Source organism: Flavobacterium sp. ASV13 (genome assembly GCF_000745775.1).
Taxonomy (GTDB): Bacteria; Bacteroidota; Bacteroidia; order Flavobacteriales; family Flavobacteriaceae; genus Flavobacterium.
Genome location: NZ_JQJY01000003.1, coordinates 332,655 through 348,544, shown reverse-complemented (window position 1 = coordinate 348,544; position 15,890 = coordinate 332,655). Strand labels below are relative to the sequence as shown.

25 protein-coding genes are annotated in these 15,890 nt (G+C 34.6%); 24 read left to right on the top strand and 1 reads right to left on the bottom strand.

Translation table 11 applies throughout. The features are described 5' to 3' along the window. Position 1: 1 nt before the first annotated feature. The 16 genes from GQ47_RS08855 (at position 2) to GQ47_RS08785 (ending at position 8,659) form a co-directional block, all read left to right on the top strand. Positions 2-484 (top strand): hypothetical protein, encoded by a 483-nt coding sequence (locus GQ47_RS08855; protein WP_035647381.1) that lies wholly within the window; start codon positions 2-4, stop codon positions 482-484. A gap of 11 nt (positions 485-495) precedes the next feature. Then, positions 496-876 (top strand): hypothetical protein, encoded by a 381-nt coding sequence (locus tag GQ47_RS08850; protein WP_035647380.1) that lies wholly within the window; start codon positions 496-498, stop codon positions 874-876. A gap of 211 nt (positions 877-1,087) precedes the next feature. Continuing rightward, complete coding sequence (locus tag GQ47_RS08845) at positions 1,088-2,050, top strand: RNA-directed DNA polymerase (protein WP_035647379.1); 963 nt, start codon at positions 1,088-1,090, stop codon at positions 2,048-2,050. Further along, the gene (locus tag GQ47_RS08840) at positions 2,037-2,333 is read left to right on the top strand and encodes a hypothetical protein (RefSeq protein ID WP_035647378.1); all 297 of its coding nucleotides are present in this window, start codon (positions 2,037-2,039) and stop codon (positions 2,331-2,333) included. Before GQ47_RS08845 ends, GQ47_RS08840 begins: the two co-directional genes overlap by 14 nt. Before the next feature lie 12 nt (positions 2,334-2,345). Next, entirely contained in the window at positions 2,346-3,068 is a 723-nt protein-coding gene (locus GQ47_RS08835; protein WP_035647376.1) for a hypothetical protein, read from the top strand. 3 nt (positions 3,069-3,071) lie between these two features. Continuing rightward, entirely contained in the window at positions 3,072-3,404 is a 333-nt protein-coding gene (locus GQ47_RS08830; RefSeq protein WP_152561012.1) for a hypothetical protein, read from the top strand. Then, the gene (locus GQ47_RS08825) at positions 3,370-3,588 is read left to right on the top strand and encodes a hypothetical protein (protein ID WP_035647372.1); all 219 of its coding nucleotides are present in this window, start codon (positions 3,370-3,372) and stop codon (positions 3,586-3,588) included. The genes GQ47_RS08830 and GQ47_RS08825 overlap by 35 nt, the downstream gene beginning before the upstream one ends. Positions 3,589-3,591: 3 nt before the next feature. Beyond that, on the top strand, positions 3,592-4,290 hold the full coding sequence (locus GQ47_RS22845) for a helix-turn-helix domain-containing protein (protein WP_051951446.1): 699 nt from the start codon (positions 3,592-3,594) through the stop codon (positions 4,288-4,290). 73 nt (positions 4,291-4,363) lie between these two features. Continuing rightward, positions 4,364-5,854, top strand: a complete 1,491-nt coding sequence (dnaB, locus tag GQ47_RS08815) for a replicative DNA helicase (RefSeq protein WP_371199626.1) — start codon at positions 4,364-4,366, stop codon at positions 5,852-5,854. Between the two features lie 2 nt (positions 5,855-5,856). Continuing rightward, positions 5,857-6,162, top strand: a complete 306-nt coding sequence (locus GQ47_RS23855) for an HNH endonuclease (protein ID WP_051951444.1) — start codon at positions 5,857-5,859, stop codon at positions 6,160-6,162. A 99-nt stretch (positions 6,163-6,261) separates the two neighbouring features. Then, positions 6,262-6,705, top strand: coding sequence for a P27 family phage terminase small subunit (locus GQ47_RS08805; protein WP_035647369.1), 444 nt, complete (start codon positions 6,262-6,264; stop codon positions 6,703-6,705). 15 nt (positions 6,706-6,720) lie between these two features. Further along, positions 6,721-6,879, top strand: a complete 159-nt coding sequence (locus tag GQ47_RS23620; RefSeq protein WP_193745218.1) for a hypothetical protein — start codon at positions 6,721-6,723, stop codon at positions 6,877-6,879. Continuing rightward, positions 6,876-7,130 carry a hypothetical protein gene (locus GQ47_RS08800; protein WP_035647368.1) on the top strand — a complete coding sequence of 85 codons (255 nt, stop codon included), beginning with the start codon at positions 6,876-6,878 and terminating at the stop codon, positions 7,128-7,130. Before GQ47_RS23620 ends, GQ47_RS08800 begins: the two co-directional genes overlap by 4 nt. A gap of 1 nt (position 7,131) precedes the next feature. Beyond that, the gene (locus GQ47_RS08795; protein ID WP_035647364.1) at positions 7,132-7,341 is read left to right on the top strand and encodes an AP2 domain-containing protein; all 210 of its coding nucleotides are present in this window, start codon (positions 7,132-7,134) and stop codon (positions 7,339-7,341) included. Further along, a complete protein-coding gene (locus GQ47_RS08790) occupies positions 7,338-8,222 on the top strand; it encodes a phosphoadenosine phosphosulfate reductase family protein (RefSeq protein WP_035647362.1) in 885 nt (294 codons plus the stop codon). The genes GQ47_RS08795 and GQ47_RS08790 overlap by 4 nt, the downstream gene beginning before the upstream one ends. A 191-nt stretch (positions 8,223-8,413) precedes the next feature. After that, positions 8,414-8,659 carry a hypothetical protein gene (locus GQ47_RS08785; RefSeq protein WP_035647357.1) on the top strand — a complete coding sequence of 82 codons (246 nt, stop codon included), beginning with the start codon at positions 8,414-8,416 and terminating at the stop codon, positions 8,657-8,659. A 262-nt stretch (positions 8,660-8,921) separates the two neighbouring features. On the opposite strand, the gene GQ47_RS08775 is transcribed toward GQ47_RS08785, so the two are convergent. After that, a complete protein-coding gene (locus GQ47_RS08775; protein WP_051951442.1) occupies positions 8,922-9,137 on the bottom strand; it encodes a helix-turn-helix domain-containing protein in 216 nt (71 codons plus the stop codon). Positions 9,138-9,246: 109 nt separating this feature from the next. On the opposite strand from GQ47_RS08775, the gene GQ47_RS08770 reads away from it, so the two are divergent. From GQ47_RS08770 to GQ47_RS08735, 8 genes are all read left to right on the top strand, one after another. Next, positions 9,247-10,980, top strand: coding sequence for a terminase large subunit (locus tag GQ47_RS08770; protein WP_035647354.1), 1,734 nt, complete (start codon positions 9,247-9,249; stop codon positions 10,978-10,980). 18 nt (positions 10,981-10,998) lie between these two features. Continuing rightward, entirely contained in the window at positions 10,999-11,250 is a 252-nt protein-coding gene (locus tag GQ47_RS08765; RefSeq protein ID WP_035647352.1) for a hypothetical protein, read from the top strand. A gap of 182 nt (positions 11,251-11,432) precedes the next feature. Continuing rightward, on the top strand, positions 11,433-11,585 hold the full coding sequence (locus GQ47_RS23615; protein ID WP_193745217.1) for a hypothetical protein: 153 nt from the start codon (positions 11,433-11,435) through the stop codon (positions 11,583-11,585). A gap of 108 nt (positions 11,586-11,693) precedes the next feature. Continuing rightward, positions 11,694-12,926, top strand: coding sequence for a phage portal protein (locus GQ47_RS08755; RefSeq protein ID WP_081909333.1), 1,233 nt, complete (start codon positions 11,694-11,696; stop codon positions 12,924-12,926). Next, a complete protein-coding gene (locus tag GQ47_RS08750) occupies positions 12,904-13,524 on the top strand; it encodes an HK97 family phage prohead protease (RefSeq protein ID WP_035647346.1) in 621 nt (206 codons plus the stop codon). Before GQ47_RS08755 ends, GQ47_RS08750 begins: the two co-directional genes overlap by 23 nt. Before the next feature lies 1 nt (position 13,525). Beyond that, positions 13,526-14,824 carry a phage major capsid protein gene (locus GQ47_RS08745; RefSeq protein ID WP_035647344.1) on the top strand — a complete coding sequence of 433 codons (1,299 nt, stop codon included), beginning with the start codon at positions 13,526-13,528 and terminating at the stop codon, positions 14,822-14,824. A gap of 68 nt (positions 14,825-14,892) precedes the next feature. Further along, positions 14,893-15,303, top strand: coding sequence for a hypothetical protein (locus tag GQ47_RS23610; protein ID WP_051951440.1), 411 nt, complete (start codon positions 14,893-14,895; stop codon positions 15,301-15,303). A gap of 26 nt (positions 15,304-15,329) precedes the next feature. Further along, positions 15,330-15,890, top strand: coding sequence for a head-tail connector protein (locus tag GQ47_RS08735; RefSeq protein ID WP_035647341.1), 561 nt, complete (start codon positions 15,330-15,332; stop codon positions 15,888-15,890).

The following is a 15,890-nucleotide window of genomic DNA, read 5'->3' as shown; positions in this document are numbered from 1 at the left end:
TATGGAAACAGTTCAAATTAATAAATCGGATGCTTTGAAAGCGCACGACCAGGCAACACCAAAACAAAAAAACATGCTTGAAAATCTTTTCGGTAGAAAAGTTTTTGTTAAGAATATCAGAGAAAGAATCCAAACGATTCAAGATGTTTTTGAATTGAATGGTACGACTGAAGCTGATTTCTATGAAAAATGGAATGGCTTTGCTGAATACGAAATTGGTCAAGCTTTAGAGGTTCTCATCGTTGCGGCATACAATGAAGGTAGATTACCTGATTGGACGAACGAAGATGAATACAAATACTTCGCTTATTTCAAGATGGGTTCTCCTTCGGGTGTCGGGTTTTCGTACGACGGCTACGATGGCTGGACTACGAGTTCGGATGTCGGCTCGCGCCTTGTTTTCATTGGTCCTGATGCTAAACAAAATCTGCTTGATGCTGTGAAGAAATTTTTGCCTGAGTACCAACAATCAAGAACAAAATAAATCGAATTATCATGAGTAAAAAAATCGCTACAATAGAAGAAATTTTCGAAAGCGAAAATTTAGATGCAAATGCAATTGTCGTAACGGGAATTCCTGAAAGACATATTGAAGCTGTGAAAGCAATCGCAAAACTTTTTGTTGCTACAGATTATCACAACTCGACATTTAAGCCTGATTTTACTGATTACAGTCAGGATAAATTTTCAGCTGTAGCTGACATGGGTTCTCCTTCGGGTGTCGGGTTTTCGTGCCACGACAGCGATCGCTGGTTTTCGCCTTCGGCTGTCGGCTCGCGCCTTGTTTCTGAATCCAGGGAAACTGCAAAAATGATTTTCAATGAATACCAGGATTTGTATAAAGCGTTTATGGTGTACGACAGGGAAGTGAAATAAAAAAAAACAGGTTGTGCAGTGAGTTGCTGACAGTTCTCCTTCAGGTGTCAGGTTTTCGTACAACAACTACGATAACTGGAATACGAATTCGAATGTCAGCTCGCACCGAGCAAAAAAAATAAATCATTGCAAACCGTGCCAGCATGGCAAAAAATCACAAAATTAAAAGGTCGTTGGTACTGCAAGGGAAAACGACCTCTTTAAGCAAGGCATGAAAAGAGTAAGTAATTTATACGATAAGATAATAAGCTTAGAAAATCTTAGAAAGGCTGATCAAGTTGCTCAAAAAGGTAAACAGAATCAATATGGCGTTGTGCTGCATAATCAGAACAAAGAAGCGAATATTTTAAAGCTTCATGAAATGCTGAAAAGCAAAACCTATAAAACTTCTGAATACCAAATTTTCAAAGTGTACGAACCAAAAGAAAGGGATGTTTTCAAGCTTCCATATTTTCCTGACAGAATAATGCATCATGCTATCATGATTCATCTCGAAAAATTGTTTGTATCGGTTTTTACTGCTGATACGTACAGTTGTATCAAAGGAAAAGGGATTCATGCGGCATCCAAGAAATTGAAGCTGACTTTGAAAGATGTTCCAGGCACAAAATACTGTTTGAAATTGGATATTAAAAAGTTCTATCCTAATGTAAATCATGATGTTTTAAAAATGCTTCTTAGAAGAAAAATCAAAGATCAGGATTTGCTTTGTTTGTTGGATGAAATAATTGACAGTGCTGAAGGATTGCCGATTGGCAATTATCTAAGTCAATATTTCGCCAATTACTTTATGACTGGTTTTGACCACTGGATAAAAGAGAGTAAAAGGGTAAAATATTACTTCAGATACGCAGATGATATTGTGATTCTGTCTGAAAGCAAGGTTTATCTGCATTCTCTTTTAGGAGAAATTAGATTGTATTTGAGTGACAATTTAAAGCTGACTGTAAAGGATAACTATCAGGTGTTTCCTGTTGGTTCGAGAGGAATAGATTTTTTAGGTTATAGGTTTTATCATGATTATGTATTGCTTCGAAAATCGATTAAAAAACGATTTGCAAAAGCAGTTTCAAAAAAGAAAGATAGAAGTGTTTTAGCGGCTTATTGGGGCTGGGCAAAACATTGTAATTCAAAGCACCTAATTAAAAAATTAATACCTAATGAAAAATTTTAAAGATTTCAATATAAAAGCAGTTATTGAAAATTTTGTTGGTGACAAAATAGAAACCAAAAAATTATTGGATAAAGAAATTGTAATTAAAGATTTTAAAGTTGTGCCTTCAAAATTTGAAGGGAGAGGAGACAGATTGGATTTACAAATTGAGTATAAAGATGAAGACAGAGTTGTTTTTACAGGTGGTAAATATCTGATTCAAACAATTGAAAAAGTTCCAAAAGATTGTTTTCCTTTTAAAGCAAAGATTGTAGAAACAGATGGTCATTTGGAATTTGCGTAAAACATGAAATAAATGGAAACAAAATTTAATGAAGTCGTTGTAAGAACTGCTGTTCTTGACGAAATGAAAGAAAAATATTTTGCAGAAAGACTTTTAAGAACCTGGACTGAAGATTTTGTTGATGAAGATTCGGGTAGTATTGTACCTATTCAGAGAAACGAAATTCTGTTTAATCGTGGTGTTTTGATTGATAGTAAGGTGTTGTCTGAATTAAATTTTTATCTGCAAAGTGGAGATATAATAGATGTTTTAGTGAGTAATCAAAAAAGAACTGGGATTCCGGTTAAAGGTTCTACATCTGTGTATTGTGTGACTGTTCTTGACGGTGGTAAAAAACGTAATTATTATTTATATGCAAATTCAGTTGATTTGGCAATGAAGATAATTACTGATTTTCTCGAGCAAAAAGTTGAAGGTTCTTTTTCATTTGTCGCAATTAAAGAAGTTGGATATAGTAATCTGATTCCGTTGGAAGATGATGATGTTGACAAGGATTTTTATAAAGTAGAAATAGAATTGGCGTATGAGGAAGATGAGCCGTATAATCAAGTCTATATTTTGCAAGCTCATGATGCTGAGGATGCAAAGGATTTGATTATAAAATTCATATCTCTAAAGCAAATAGAAGAAAACAAAGAAAAACCATTTGAAACAACTATTGTTTCAGCGCGAACAATTCCATGTAATAATATTGTGGATTATCATTTTGTGAAAGAGTATTACGATAATAATTAAATGATGAAAACAATCGCTTTTGACAACGAAAAAGCTAAAGTTGTGGAAGATGCAGTGTCAAAAATATTTGATTGCCGAGTGTCTGAAATAGTGAGTTTGAAAGACACTCTCGTTAAAAAAGTGGTTGTTTTTATTTTGTTTACATCTGAAAATTATTGTGCTCGTGCATTAGCGGTTAACTATCAAATATCTTATTTGTACGTACCAACTGTTGTTGCTGAATTGGAGTATATGAAAAAAGTTGTTCCTGGGTTTGAATTAAAAATTGAAAGTGTTTATAAAGAATTAAAATTAAAGTGCAATGACAACTATTCAATTAGAGAAAATGGGTATTAAAGTGGTTCAGGATAGGAATCCTAGGGTTTTGGATGTTCCTGGTGTTGGGGAGATAAAAGTAGGGATTGGGGAGACTTATGCAGATATTTTTGAAGCATTGTACGAATTTGGTTTTAAAGATGGTGTTTTAAAAGGTAAAAATGAAAAAGTATTGGAGATTAAAAGTTGCTTAAATATTTTATAAGATATGGATCAGCCAAATTTTTATGCTCTCATTCCGGCTAATGTCCGTTATGATCAGAATTTAAAACCTAACGCAAAATTGCTGTACGGTGAAATAACTGCTTTGTGCAATACTTCGGGTTTTTGCTGGGCTGGAAACGAATATTTTGCTAAGCTGTATAAAGTAGATCAAAAGACGGTTTCTCGTTGGATTTCTGACCTCGAAAAAGGGGGATATATTTCTGTTGAAGTTATTAAAAAGGATGGTAATAAAAGGAAGCTTTTTCTTTCAGGTTCTTTGGATCAAGTAGTGACAAAAAAATCACGAGGTAGTGACAAAAAAATCACTAGCCTATTGACAAAAAAATCACAACCTAGTGACGAAAAAATCACTCCTTATATAAGGAATAATAATACATCTAATAATACAATTAAAAATACAGAGAATAAAGAACAAACTGCTCTCGCTTTTTTTGAAGAAAATTATCCAAGTCGATTTGAGACTATGATGGTGCAGTATAGAAAACAAATTATCGATTATGACAAATTTGTGCAATTGTTTGAAGCTACTGTGTTGCAAGAAAAGTTAGAGTATGATGGTGATGTTCTTGAAGGTCGTTTCAGAAAGTTTGCAATAAACTGGATTTCAAATCAGGATAAGTATGACGGAAAAGTGATTGAGTTAAAAGCTGAAGTTAAAAAAGAAAAATTTGGAGGTTTTTAAAATGGAAAACTTTAAAAATGTAAAAGCTGTCAAAGTGGAAAAAACTAAGATAATCGATTTGGAAAAGGGAAAGTTGCCGCCACAATGTGTTGATGTTGAATGTGCTGTTTTGGGTGCTATGCTTATTGATCCTAAAGGTGTTGATGAAGCTTTGTCAATTATTTCAAAACCTGATGTTTTTTATAAAGATGCTCACAAACATATTTTCGAAGCTATTTTAAGTTTATACAATGCTGGTAATCCAATTGATTTGTTAACTGTAGGGTCTGAGCTTAGAAAATTAGGAAAATCTGATTTAGCTGGCGGTGAATTTTATTTAATCGAGCTAATGCAAAAAATTGCATCTGCAGCACACATTGATTATCACTGTAGATTGATTATTCAAAAGTTTATGGCTCGCCAAACGATTGCTTTTTCGAGTACGATTATAGCATTAGCATACAATGATACGACTGATATTTTTGAATTGATGCAACGTTGGCAATCAGAGTTTGATAAAGTTCAGGATTTTATTTCTACTGGTCGTGAAACAATGTCATTGCCAACTGCTTTACAAAGTCTTAAGCAATCTATTGAGCTTTTAACGGCTAATAAGGAAGAGGTTAAAATGGTTGGTATTCCAACTGGTTACAGGCGAATTGATAAGTACACAGCTGGTTATCGTGAACAAGATTTAGTGATTATAGCAGCTCGTCCTGGAATGGGTAAGACGGCTTATGTTTTGAAAACGGCAATTGAAAACTGTAAGGTTGGTAATCCTGTTGGAATGATTTCTTTGGAAATGTCTATGATGCAGTTGACGGCTAGAGTTGTGGCGATTGATACTCAATTTCACATGAATCAATTATTGAAAAAAGGATTTGATAAACCTGAGTATTTTATTACTTACAACGGGCATCAAGACAGGATTAAGAATTATCCTTTTTATGCTGATGATTCAGGAAAAACGGATATAAGTGATATTGTAATTCAGGCTAAAACATGGAAGCGTAAGTACGGAATTAAGTTGCTTGTGATTGATTATTTGCAGCTTATGACTGACAGATCAATTAAGGGAAATAATCGTGAGAATGAGATTAGTTCTATTTCAAGAAGATTGAAAAGATTGGCTAAAGAACTTGATATTCCTGTAATTGCTTTATCTCAGTTGTCGAGAGCGGTTGAAACTCGTGGCTCAAGTAAACGACCTATGTTGTCTGATTTGCGTGAGAGTGGAGCGATTGAACAAGATGCGGATATTGTACAGTTCTTATACCGTCCGGCTTATTATAAAATTGATGTTGATGCAAGTGATTACGATGATTCAATGAGAGCGGTTATTGAAGCTGGTGCAGATTCTGAAGTGATCTTTGCAAAGTATCGAGGCGGTGCGACAAATATGACAATGCTTAAATGGGTTGGTGATAAGACAAAATATGTTGATGTTGAATGTCCTGAAGATATGAAAGATGATGGTATTGATGATGAAGAGACTAAAGCATTGCCTGTTGTTTCGCCTAACGAAGCGTTTGATGTAGCTAGTGATTCGGTCTCGGATGAGGAAGATAAAGATACACCGTTTTAATCATGGCAAGATCTGCAAAGAAAGTAAATCGTAGCTGGGTGAGGCCTAGTGTTGCATTTGGTAGAGAAGATAAAGATGATGAATTTTATAACTCGAGACGTTGGAGAAACTTTCGTAAGTCTTACTTAGAAAGGAATCCTCTGTGTGTTCATTGTGAGAGAGATGGTTATGTGACTGCGGCAACAGTGGCAGATCATAAGGTACGAATGAAAGCGGGCGGTGAAGCGTTCGAAGAAAGCAATATTCAAGCATTATGTGAAAAATGCCATAATAGAAAATCTGCGGCTGAAAGCAGGGGTATGGGGTGAAATCTCACGAGGCTGTACATGGCGTACATCGCTGTTCAGTCAAGATTTTACTCGGAGTTAAAAAAGTGAGGGGGGGTTAAAGTTTAAAATAGTTAAGTTATGGATAATCTAGAAGTTGTATCGATTGGAAAAGGAAAAGACACTTTAATGCAAGTGCCTACACCGCCAAAATATCTAACGGATTCGGCTAAAAAACATTACAAGTTTATGGGAAATGTTTTAGCTAAAAATGACCGTATGAAAGAAACATATTTGAATGCTTTAGAAATTTATGCTGAAGCAATGGCGCAATTTCAATTCGCTCTCGAGCGTATGAAAGAAAAAAACAAAAAAGAATTTGGAACAGGTTATATCCAAACTTTTAAATCCGGTGCAAGTAATATTTCGGTTGAGCTTACTTTAAAAAATGATGCAGCCGACACTTTAATGAAATGTTTCAAGCTTTTTGGTTTAGATCCAAAATCTGACAAAGAATTAAAGTTAACGGGTGATCCGGCTCAAACTGATTTGTTCGATGCTTTCTTAAAAGCAAGTCACGGATAATAAAAAATTTCGGTCATGGAAATCGATAAAAAAACCAAGGCAAAGATTATTCTAAAATGGCGTTTCAGCAAATTAAACTCGATTCCGTCTATTGCTCAGCAATTCAATTTATCTCAGCAAAAAGTAAATAAAATTATAAATGACTATTTATCACCTAAAAACAAAAATTTATGAAAACAGTATTTGTGTCAGAAGGTAAGCCTGTCGATCCGTTAACAATGGCTGAAAGCGCTAAAGTTATGTCAAATGCTTTCGGACGCTTAAGTGATGGTTTTAGTGGTACAACTGAATATTCACGAGAACTTCACGAACAATTAAAAAGGTTAGCGACTAAAAAATCACATTTCGAAAGATTCTACGATTCAGTATCAAACTTTCTTAGTAAAGGAAAATCTTTCCTTCCAAAAGAACTAAAATCATATTAGTATGAAAAGACAAAGCTCAAGAGTTTCAAAATACACGGGTGTAGGTTGGAACAGAAGCATGCAAAAATGGCGATCAAGTGTTTCAGGACAAGGAGTAAAATACGATTGTGGTTACTTCGACAATGAACGTGATGCGGCTAAAGCTAGAGACATGAAAATCCTTGCTTTAGGATTAAAGAAACCTTTGCAAATTTTAAAACCAGCGGCATGAGGTTCATAATTCCGATTTCAGGAAAAGATAGTTTAGCTACTGCAATTCTACAAAAGGAATTAGAACCTGATTTACCATATGAATACGTGTTTAATCCCACTGGATCTGAATTACCCGAAGTTTTTAAGTGGATGCAGAACGTTGAAAAATATTTAGGTAAAAAAATTGTTCACGTTGGTGAGAATCTAGAAGCAATTATTGAAATGTATAATTACTTTTTACCAAATCAAAAAGCAAGATATTGTACAAGAAAATCTAAAATTGAGCCTTTTGTTAAATGGATTAATGGTGAAGAATGTACGGTTTATTATGGTATTAGAGCTGATGAAAATCGTGCAGGATTTAATAACACAACATCACCAAATATTCATTCTAAAATGCCTTTGTTGGAAAAAGGAATTGATTTAAAAGGAGTGTATTTAATTATCAATTCAAAAGGATTAAAGCCTCCGGTCTTTTTTTGGGAAAGTGTTTATAAAGAAGTTTGTAGAATTTTAAATTTTGATGTAAAAATACTTTTGACAGAGTATGAATTTGATATTCTTTTCGCTGGACGTTCAAGAGCAAACTGTTTTATATGTTTTAATCAGATACTTTACGAACTGGTTTGGATGCTTGAAACTTATCCTATGTTGTTTGATAAAATGGAATGGTATGAATCTCAAGGAGGAGAATATGAATATACATGGAAAAGAGATTACCCTATGCGAAAAATACGTGAAAATGCAGAACGTATCAAAACGAAAAGAATTTATTCAATCAGTAAATATATCGCAAAGAAAGTTCAGTTGGATTTATTTGTTAATCCATCGGATGAAGATGATGAAGAATTTTATGATGTTCTATCTGTTAAATCCTGCGGGTTGTTTTGTGGAAAATGATATATAAAAATATTTTAAAAATTAATTCAATAAATAATCATGTGGTCAAACGAAGAAATTGAAGCTAGAAAATTAGCAGCTTATGAAAGGGCTGAAGCATTCGAACAAAACGGAGGTGCAACCAAAAAAAATAGGCGAAAATTTCCGAGCAATTTAATACCAAAAAAGAAAAAACGTAAACGAAAATAACTATGGCACTAAAATCAGACAACCCAACAAACGCAAAAATAAATCAAAACTTCATTATACGAGTTTTAGAAAATCCGAAAGAAAAATCTGTCAAAAACACGAAATTGACCTCTGCTAACAAACTTTCGAACTACCTAAAAGATGAAGAACTTAAAATAAAGCTTTTTAAGAAGATATTATTCGGTGAGGCAGATAAATATGTGTTCAACATAAGAAATCGCCTTAGAATTGAAATTCAGTCAAAATAACTTTTAAAACATAAAATCATGATTAAAAGAAAAGAATGGAAGGAGTTTAGAGACGTTGGTCTCTTGTTTGTTATAAATCAATTTTTACACCTTTTCGGCTAGGCAATTGTATTTCGTTTTTCAGAAAAAAATGAAGTTATTGAAGTGTATCCAGCACGTGTTAAATTTAGAGGTTTTGATCAAAAAAGTACTTCGGAAGGTTATGAAAAAATTACAAAGTACCTAAAAGAAAATATTAAGGAATTAGACGAAGAAGTTAATATCAAAACAACTCACGAGGACTAACCTTCAAAGCACCACAAATTTTATGAAGCGTAACAATTTTAGCATTCGTTTCACCTCGTTCAATACGCCCGATTACATTTCTTGGAACGTCAGCTTCCAAAGAAAGATTTTCCTGAGATAAGTTTTTAGACAATCTAATCTCTCGCAATTTGTCACCAACGGACTGAATAAATATTTTTTCGCTTTCTATCACGAGATAAAATTGCGGTAAACTTTTAAAATAAACCGACACTCGTGGGTGTCATTGGAAAGCTTTTTGATGCTATATATGACCAATTAACAATAAAACGATTTAAAAAAGAATGAAAATCACAAACCAAATGCTTGCTTCAGTTCCTTTTCAATACGCAAACGACGTGCGTACAGGGAAAATAGTAACTGGAAAAAAGATAAAACAAGCGGTTGAGCGTTTTTACAGCTGGATTGAAACTGCTGAACAAGACGGTTTTGTGTTAGATCATAACAAGGGAATGCAAATTGTCAACTTTTTCCCTACTTTTTTAAACCATACAAAAGGTAAATTGGCAGGAAAGCCGTTTGTTTTAGAGCCATTTCAAGCTTTTACAATGTACAATGTCTTCGGATGGATGGATAGTACAGGAAAACGACGTATTTCTACAGTTTACGACAAAAGAGCCAAGAAAAACGGTAAATCAGCAGAAATGGCTGGTTTGTCGCTTTTCTGCATGTCTTTTGATATGGAAATGGAAGCTGAGTGTTATGTAGGTGCAACTAAAGAAGATCAAGCAAAAATTTGCTGGAGGCAAGCGGCACAATTTATACAATCGCCTGTAGCGAACAGAAATCTGCAAAAAATGGGCTTTTTTGTCCAGCAAAAAAAGATTGGTTTCACTCGTACAGCTTCTTTTATGTCTCCGTTAGGTGGTGATTCCAGTACTCAGGACGGAATTAACGCGCATCTTTCGATTATCGATGAATACCATGCTCATAAAGATGATTCAGTAAAAGAAAACTTAGAATCGTCATCTGTACAGCGTAAGCAACCTTTGCTTTGGCATATCACTACCGCAGGAAGTAATAAAGGATCAGTATGTAAAAATTACGAAGATTCTGTTATTGAAGTGCTGAACGGTCAAAAAACCGACAATCACCTTTGGATAATGATTCATGATCTTGACGAAGGTGACGACTGGCAAGATCAAAGCGTATGGATCAAGGCGAATCCATTATTAGGAAATGGCTTGGATATTGCTCAAATGCAAAGAGAGTTTATCAAAGCAGTAAATCAACCTTCTAAAATTCCAAATTTCAAAACCAAGCATTTAAATATGTGGGTTGATGGTCTTAGTGCGTGGATTCCTGCTGAAGAATGGACAAAAAACAAAGTTGAAATCGAAGATTACAAAGCATTTGTACTCGAAAAAGCGAAAGAATTTGGCTCAAACGGAGGTTTGGATTTGTCTTCCGTGGCTGATATTACCGCTTTCGATATATTGACAAATCCTGACGATGAAGGTAATCAGTACCTTATAGTATTCTTGTTTTGTCCTGAAGATAACATCGACCGCCGTAGTAAAAATGACGGTGTACCATATCGATATTGGGTAGATGCTGGTTTTATGATTGCAACACCTGGTAACCGTGTCGACTATAATTATTTAAAGCGATATATACGAGACAATTTTGAAACGTTCAATATTCAGAGAATAGATGCTGACCGTTGGAACGCCAGCAGTTTGCTTTCTGAACTTGTGGAAATGGAAATTCCAGTTTCAGAACTTTCACAAATTATGAGCCGCTTAAACCATCCAACAAAAATGCTTGAAAAATTAATCTACGACGGAAAAATCAAACATGACGGTAATCCGGTTATGGACTGGATGTTAGCGGCGTGTGTACCTATCGAAGATTCAAAAGGAAACATAATGCTTTCAAAAAAAGAAAGCCACAAAAACAAAAAACGCATCGACGGTTGGGCGGCATTAGTTAATGCTTTAGCAGCGCATTTATCACCCGACGAAGATGATGCAAACGAAAGTTACTACAATGACCCAAATCACATATTCGAATGCTAATAATTAAACCCAGTAAATATGATGACAGCCGCCGAAGAAAATGTTTTTCGACTTGAAAAAGCAAAACTTGAAAAAAAAATTGAACTAATGCAAAGTCTTTCGACACCTGCTAAATTCTACGATTATTACTTTAGTAAGTTATCTGATTTTCGATCGAATAGTGATTGTTTCAATCATGTAAACGATTTGTATCATGAATTATTTGGAGAATTTAGGTATAGCGATTACGCTTCTTTTAGGGTACAGTTGTCAAAATTTAATAAAAAATAAAATGAAACAAATTATAATAATCGTAACCGTTTTCTTACTAGCCTTTGTAACGTCTATATTGCTTGATTGGCATTTTATCGCTGAAAACACAGTAAGAAAAATCTTGGTAATTATATTGATAATAGTAGAATTTATAATAGGCTTATACATGGTAAAAGCAGAAACCTTTAAAAATAACAGCAATGAGCGATAAATTAAAAGCAAAAAATCTTAAAGCAGCAATTCAAAGATTACCTGATCCAAAAACCTACGGTGCTGATGTGGTTACAGTTGCAGTAGATAAAAATAGTTATACATTCGAGAAAAATAATAAAGAATGGTATTTTAAATTTTAAACTCCTTAACCAAAAACAATCACTTCACCACTGAAAAATAATATTGTTACCTTAGTTAACAATTACCACAAAAGGCACTATCTACTTTTACATAGTAAATTATAAGCTATGTCAATTTTCGATAGTGCCTTTTCTCGAATGTTTAGCTCACCTCAGGAAAGAGGTGTATCAACATTAATGAATGATTTCAGTCCATACTTTTCTTATGGCGGAATAGGTACTTCTAATATTAAAGTTAAAGAATCGCTAAAGTTAGCGGCTGTTTTTAATGCCGTTGAACAGATTTCAAACGACTTGGCGAAAACACCTTTTGCACTCTATCAAGATATTGATGGTAATAAAGAAAGATTGGTTAATCACAGTGCCGATTTTATAGTTTCAAAACAGCCTAATTACCTAATGACACCTTACACTTTTAAAAAGTTGATAGGTGTTTCATTGCCTTTACGCGGTAATTGTCTTTTTGAAATAATATCATATAACAATGGTTATCCTGAATCAGTAAAGTATATTCCGTGGGATGATGTTACGGATGTTGTATTGAGTAAAGGTGAATTATTCTATTATGTAAACGGATACAGTAAACCGTTAATGTCGTCTGAAGTTTTACACTTTAAGCAATTCTCTCTAAATGGTTTGGTTGGTATTTCTACAATCACATTTGCATCTATGCAGTTGGATTTAGCTTTAAAAACACAAGAGTTTGCAACTGTTAATATGAATAGCAAAGGTGTTCGTCAAGGAGTTGTAGAAACTGATAAAGTGATTAAAGATAAGAAAGGAATAACGACTGCATGGCGTAACGCAATGGGTGAAAAATCTGCTGATAGAGTAGTAGTGTTAGATGAAGGAATGAAATTTAATCCAATCACAATTACACCTCAGGAATTGCAAATTATCGAACAGCAAAAATTTAATATCGAAGATATTGCACGCTGGTTCAATATAGCGCCTCATAAAATCAAATCGCTTGAGCAGTCCACGAATAATAATATCGAACAGCAGTCTTTAGATCACGTTAGCGATACAATTCAGCCTTTAGTAACAAATATTGAACAAGAGTTTACTAAAAAACTTTTGAGTTCAAAAGAAAGAACAACTTGTTATTTCAAAGGAAATATCAATGTATTGCTTCGTGCAGATATTAAAAGCCGTGGTGAATATTATTCAAAAATGGGAACGTTGGGAGTTTACAGCCGACAGGAAATCAGAAGAAAAGAAGATGAAAATAACGGTCCTGATTTGTTGAATGAACATTTAACTCCGGCAAATACATATACAGAAAAACAGATCGAGAATAATTTAAGAATTTCTAAAAATGAAAAAAATCCAAGCACCTGATACAGTAATTCGTGAAGCCGTAATACGTGCTTTGAGTGAAGAAAATATTAAAAACAGAGAGGCTGAATTTGTTATTTCGACTGAAGCTGTTGACAGTTATGATACCATATTTAAAATAGATGGTTGGGATTTAAAACGCTATCAAAATAATCCGATTGTCGCTTATGGTCACCGCACATGGTCAGATAATCCTGATATGATTTTAGGAACTTCTGAAGTATGGGTTGAGGGTGAGCAGTTAATCGGAAAAGTGCGTTTCGAGAGCGAAGAAACAAATCCTACAGCTGAGAAAATTTGGAAAAAAGTTAAGGAAGGAACTTTGCGAATGGCATCGGTTGGAGCGAATCCGCTCGAGTGGAGAATGGGAATTGCAGCCGATGGAGAAAACCCTGGTGTATTGTATTTCACAAGAACTGAATTGTTAGAGTGGTCAATTGTTCCGCTAGGTTCAAATCCTGACGCGTTGAAACGTTCTGTCGAAATGATTGAATCGATAAGAGCGGAATTGAATAAAGAAAATAAACCTGAAGAGGTTAGAGAAAATAAAGGGCTATCAACCTTTGAAGCTCAAGTATCAATTAATAAAAATCGTTTGTAAAATGAAAAAATCTGTTGAAATCAGACAAGAGCTTAGTGGATTTGTAAGCTCGCAGGAAGCTCTTTTGGCAACTGCACAAAAAGAAAATCGAGATTTAAATGAAGCGGAAACTAAGTCGTTTAATGATTTGCAAAAGCAAATTGATGAAAAAAGATCTGCTTTAGAAATCGCTGAAAAAATGGAAGAAAACCAGCGTGATTTTGGTATTGTTAAACCTGGTAAATCTGTTAGTTCAGAAGACGGAAAGGATGGTGAGCAAAGAGAAATCGAAAAACTTCAAACACGTTTTAATATCGGTACAGCTATTAGAATGGCTGGATCAGGAAAATGGGAAGGTGCGGAAAAAGAAGTGCATGATTTAGGGGTTTCTGAAATGCGTGCATCTAATAAAGATGTTGCTGATCATTCTTTTATTATGCCTGCTACAATGGTTCGTGCTTCAGCTCAAACAGTTTCTGAAGATAGTGGTAATTATGGAGGTAAATTAGTACAGCCACAAGCTCCAAGAGTAGTAGAATCATTTATTCCTAAATTATTTATTGAGGAATTAGGTGCTACTGTTTTAACAGGGCTTTCAGGTGGGAAATTGCCTTTGCCTGTGCCTGCAAACTATGCTTTTTCATGGTACAATGAAACCGAGGAAGCTACTTCTCAAAAAGCGACTATTACCGGTCCTGAATTAGACCCAAAAAGAGCGGCGGCTGTTGTGTTGATTTCAAACAGATTGCTTAATAATTCTTCTGTTGATGCTCAGACAATGGTTATGAATAATCTTAGAAATGCAGCAGGTAGAGCTTTAAATGATGCTTCAATTAATGGTTTAGGTGTTAAAGATCCTTTAGGGTTATTAAATATGTCAGGTTTAGGTGCTGGAAGTTCTACGGCGGCGGCAACTCCAACGTGGGCGTTAATCAATGAGTTAAAAGGAAAAATTCAAGCAGCAGATTCTACAGAAGTATCTTTAGGTTATTTGCTTGATCCTACATTGATGGCATTATTAGAGACTATTCAAAAAGGAACTGGTGCTGGTTTTATTGCTGAAAATGGTAAAATAGGTGGTATTAAATCAGTAGCAACTTCTTTAGTGAAAACTATTGCAGGAACGCCTGAATTACATACTGCAATTTTTGGAGATTTTAGCCAACTGTTTGTTGGACAATGGGGCGGTATTGCTTTTGTTGTTGATCCATTAACTGCAGCAGGAGCAAACAGCGTAAAAGTTGTTGTTAATATGGAAGCGGATGTTCAAGTGGCAAACAAAAAAGCTTTCGCAGTAAATAGTTTCTTCAAAACAGTTTAATCAGTTTTAAAATAATCTGCATGCGTAAAGTTTGCAGATTATTTGTTAAACATAAAACTTAATAAAAAATGAAAAAAATTTGGTTAATCGCATTGCTTCCTTTGGCAAGATTTGATCTTCCATTTCGTGAAGGTCATGAATTTGAAATTGAAGAAAATAAAGGAAAAGAAATTGTTGACTTAGGCTATGCTAAAGAAAAAGAAGATGCTGAACAGGAAGCTAAAGCAAAGGCAGAAGCAGAAGCTAAATCAAAGGCGGAAGCAGAAGCAAAAGCTAAACAGGAAGCCGAGGAAAAAGCTAAAGCTGAACAGGAAGCTAAAGCAAAGGCAGAAGCAGAAGCTAAATCAAAGGCGGAAGCAGAAGCAAAAGCTAAACAGGAAGCTAAAGCAAAGGCAGAAGCAGAAGCAAAAGCTAAACAGGAAGTCGAGGAAAAAGCTAAAGCTGAACAGGAAGCTAAAGAAACAAAGCCTACGAAGTAATTTAAACCTCTAATTGTTTAAAAAAAATGGTTACCGATAGTTATTATAAAAATCAAGCAGTTACAGTATGTGTAACACTTGCACAGGCGAAAAAACATCTAAAGCTAAGAGTTGGAGAAAGTTCAGAAGATGAATTGATTCAAGGTTATATTGATTCAGCTAAAGAAGACAGACAAAACTACATAAATCGTTCAATCGATACACGTGATTTTGTTATGGAAGTTTCGCAGTTCGAAACTGTAAATTTTGCTGTTAATTATGATAACGACGAAGTAACAAGTGTAAAATACTATAAACAGGGCGAAACCGAACTAACTACGCTTGACGCTGATAGTTATAAAGTTCGTCCTGGAATGGTAGTAGGAACAAAAACAATTACGTTTAAAAACCCGCCTTTAACAGAAAAGCGAGACGATGCAGTGATTATTACTGTAAAACAAGGTTGGGTAACGGCACAAGTTCCAGCACCGTTAAAACAATCAATGTTGTTGCTTATTGGAGATCAATACGAGCGTCGTGAAGATCGTGCAGAAATAGGTTATAACCGTGCGGCTGATGCTTTATGTAGAGCGTACAGAAAATATTAA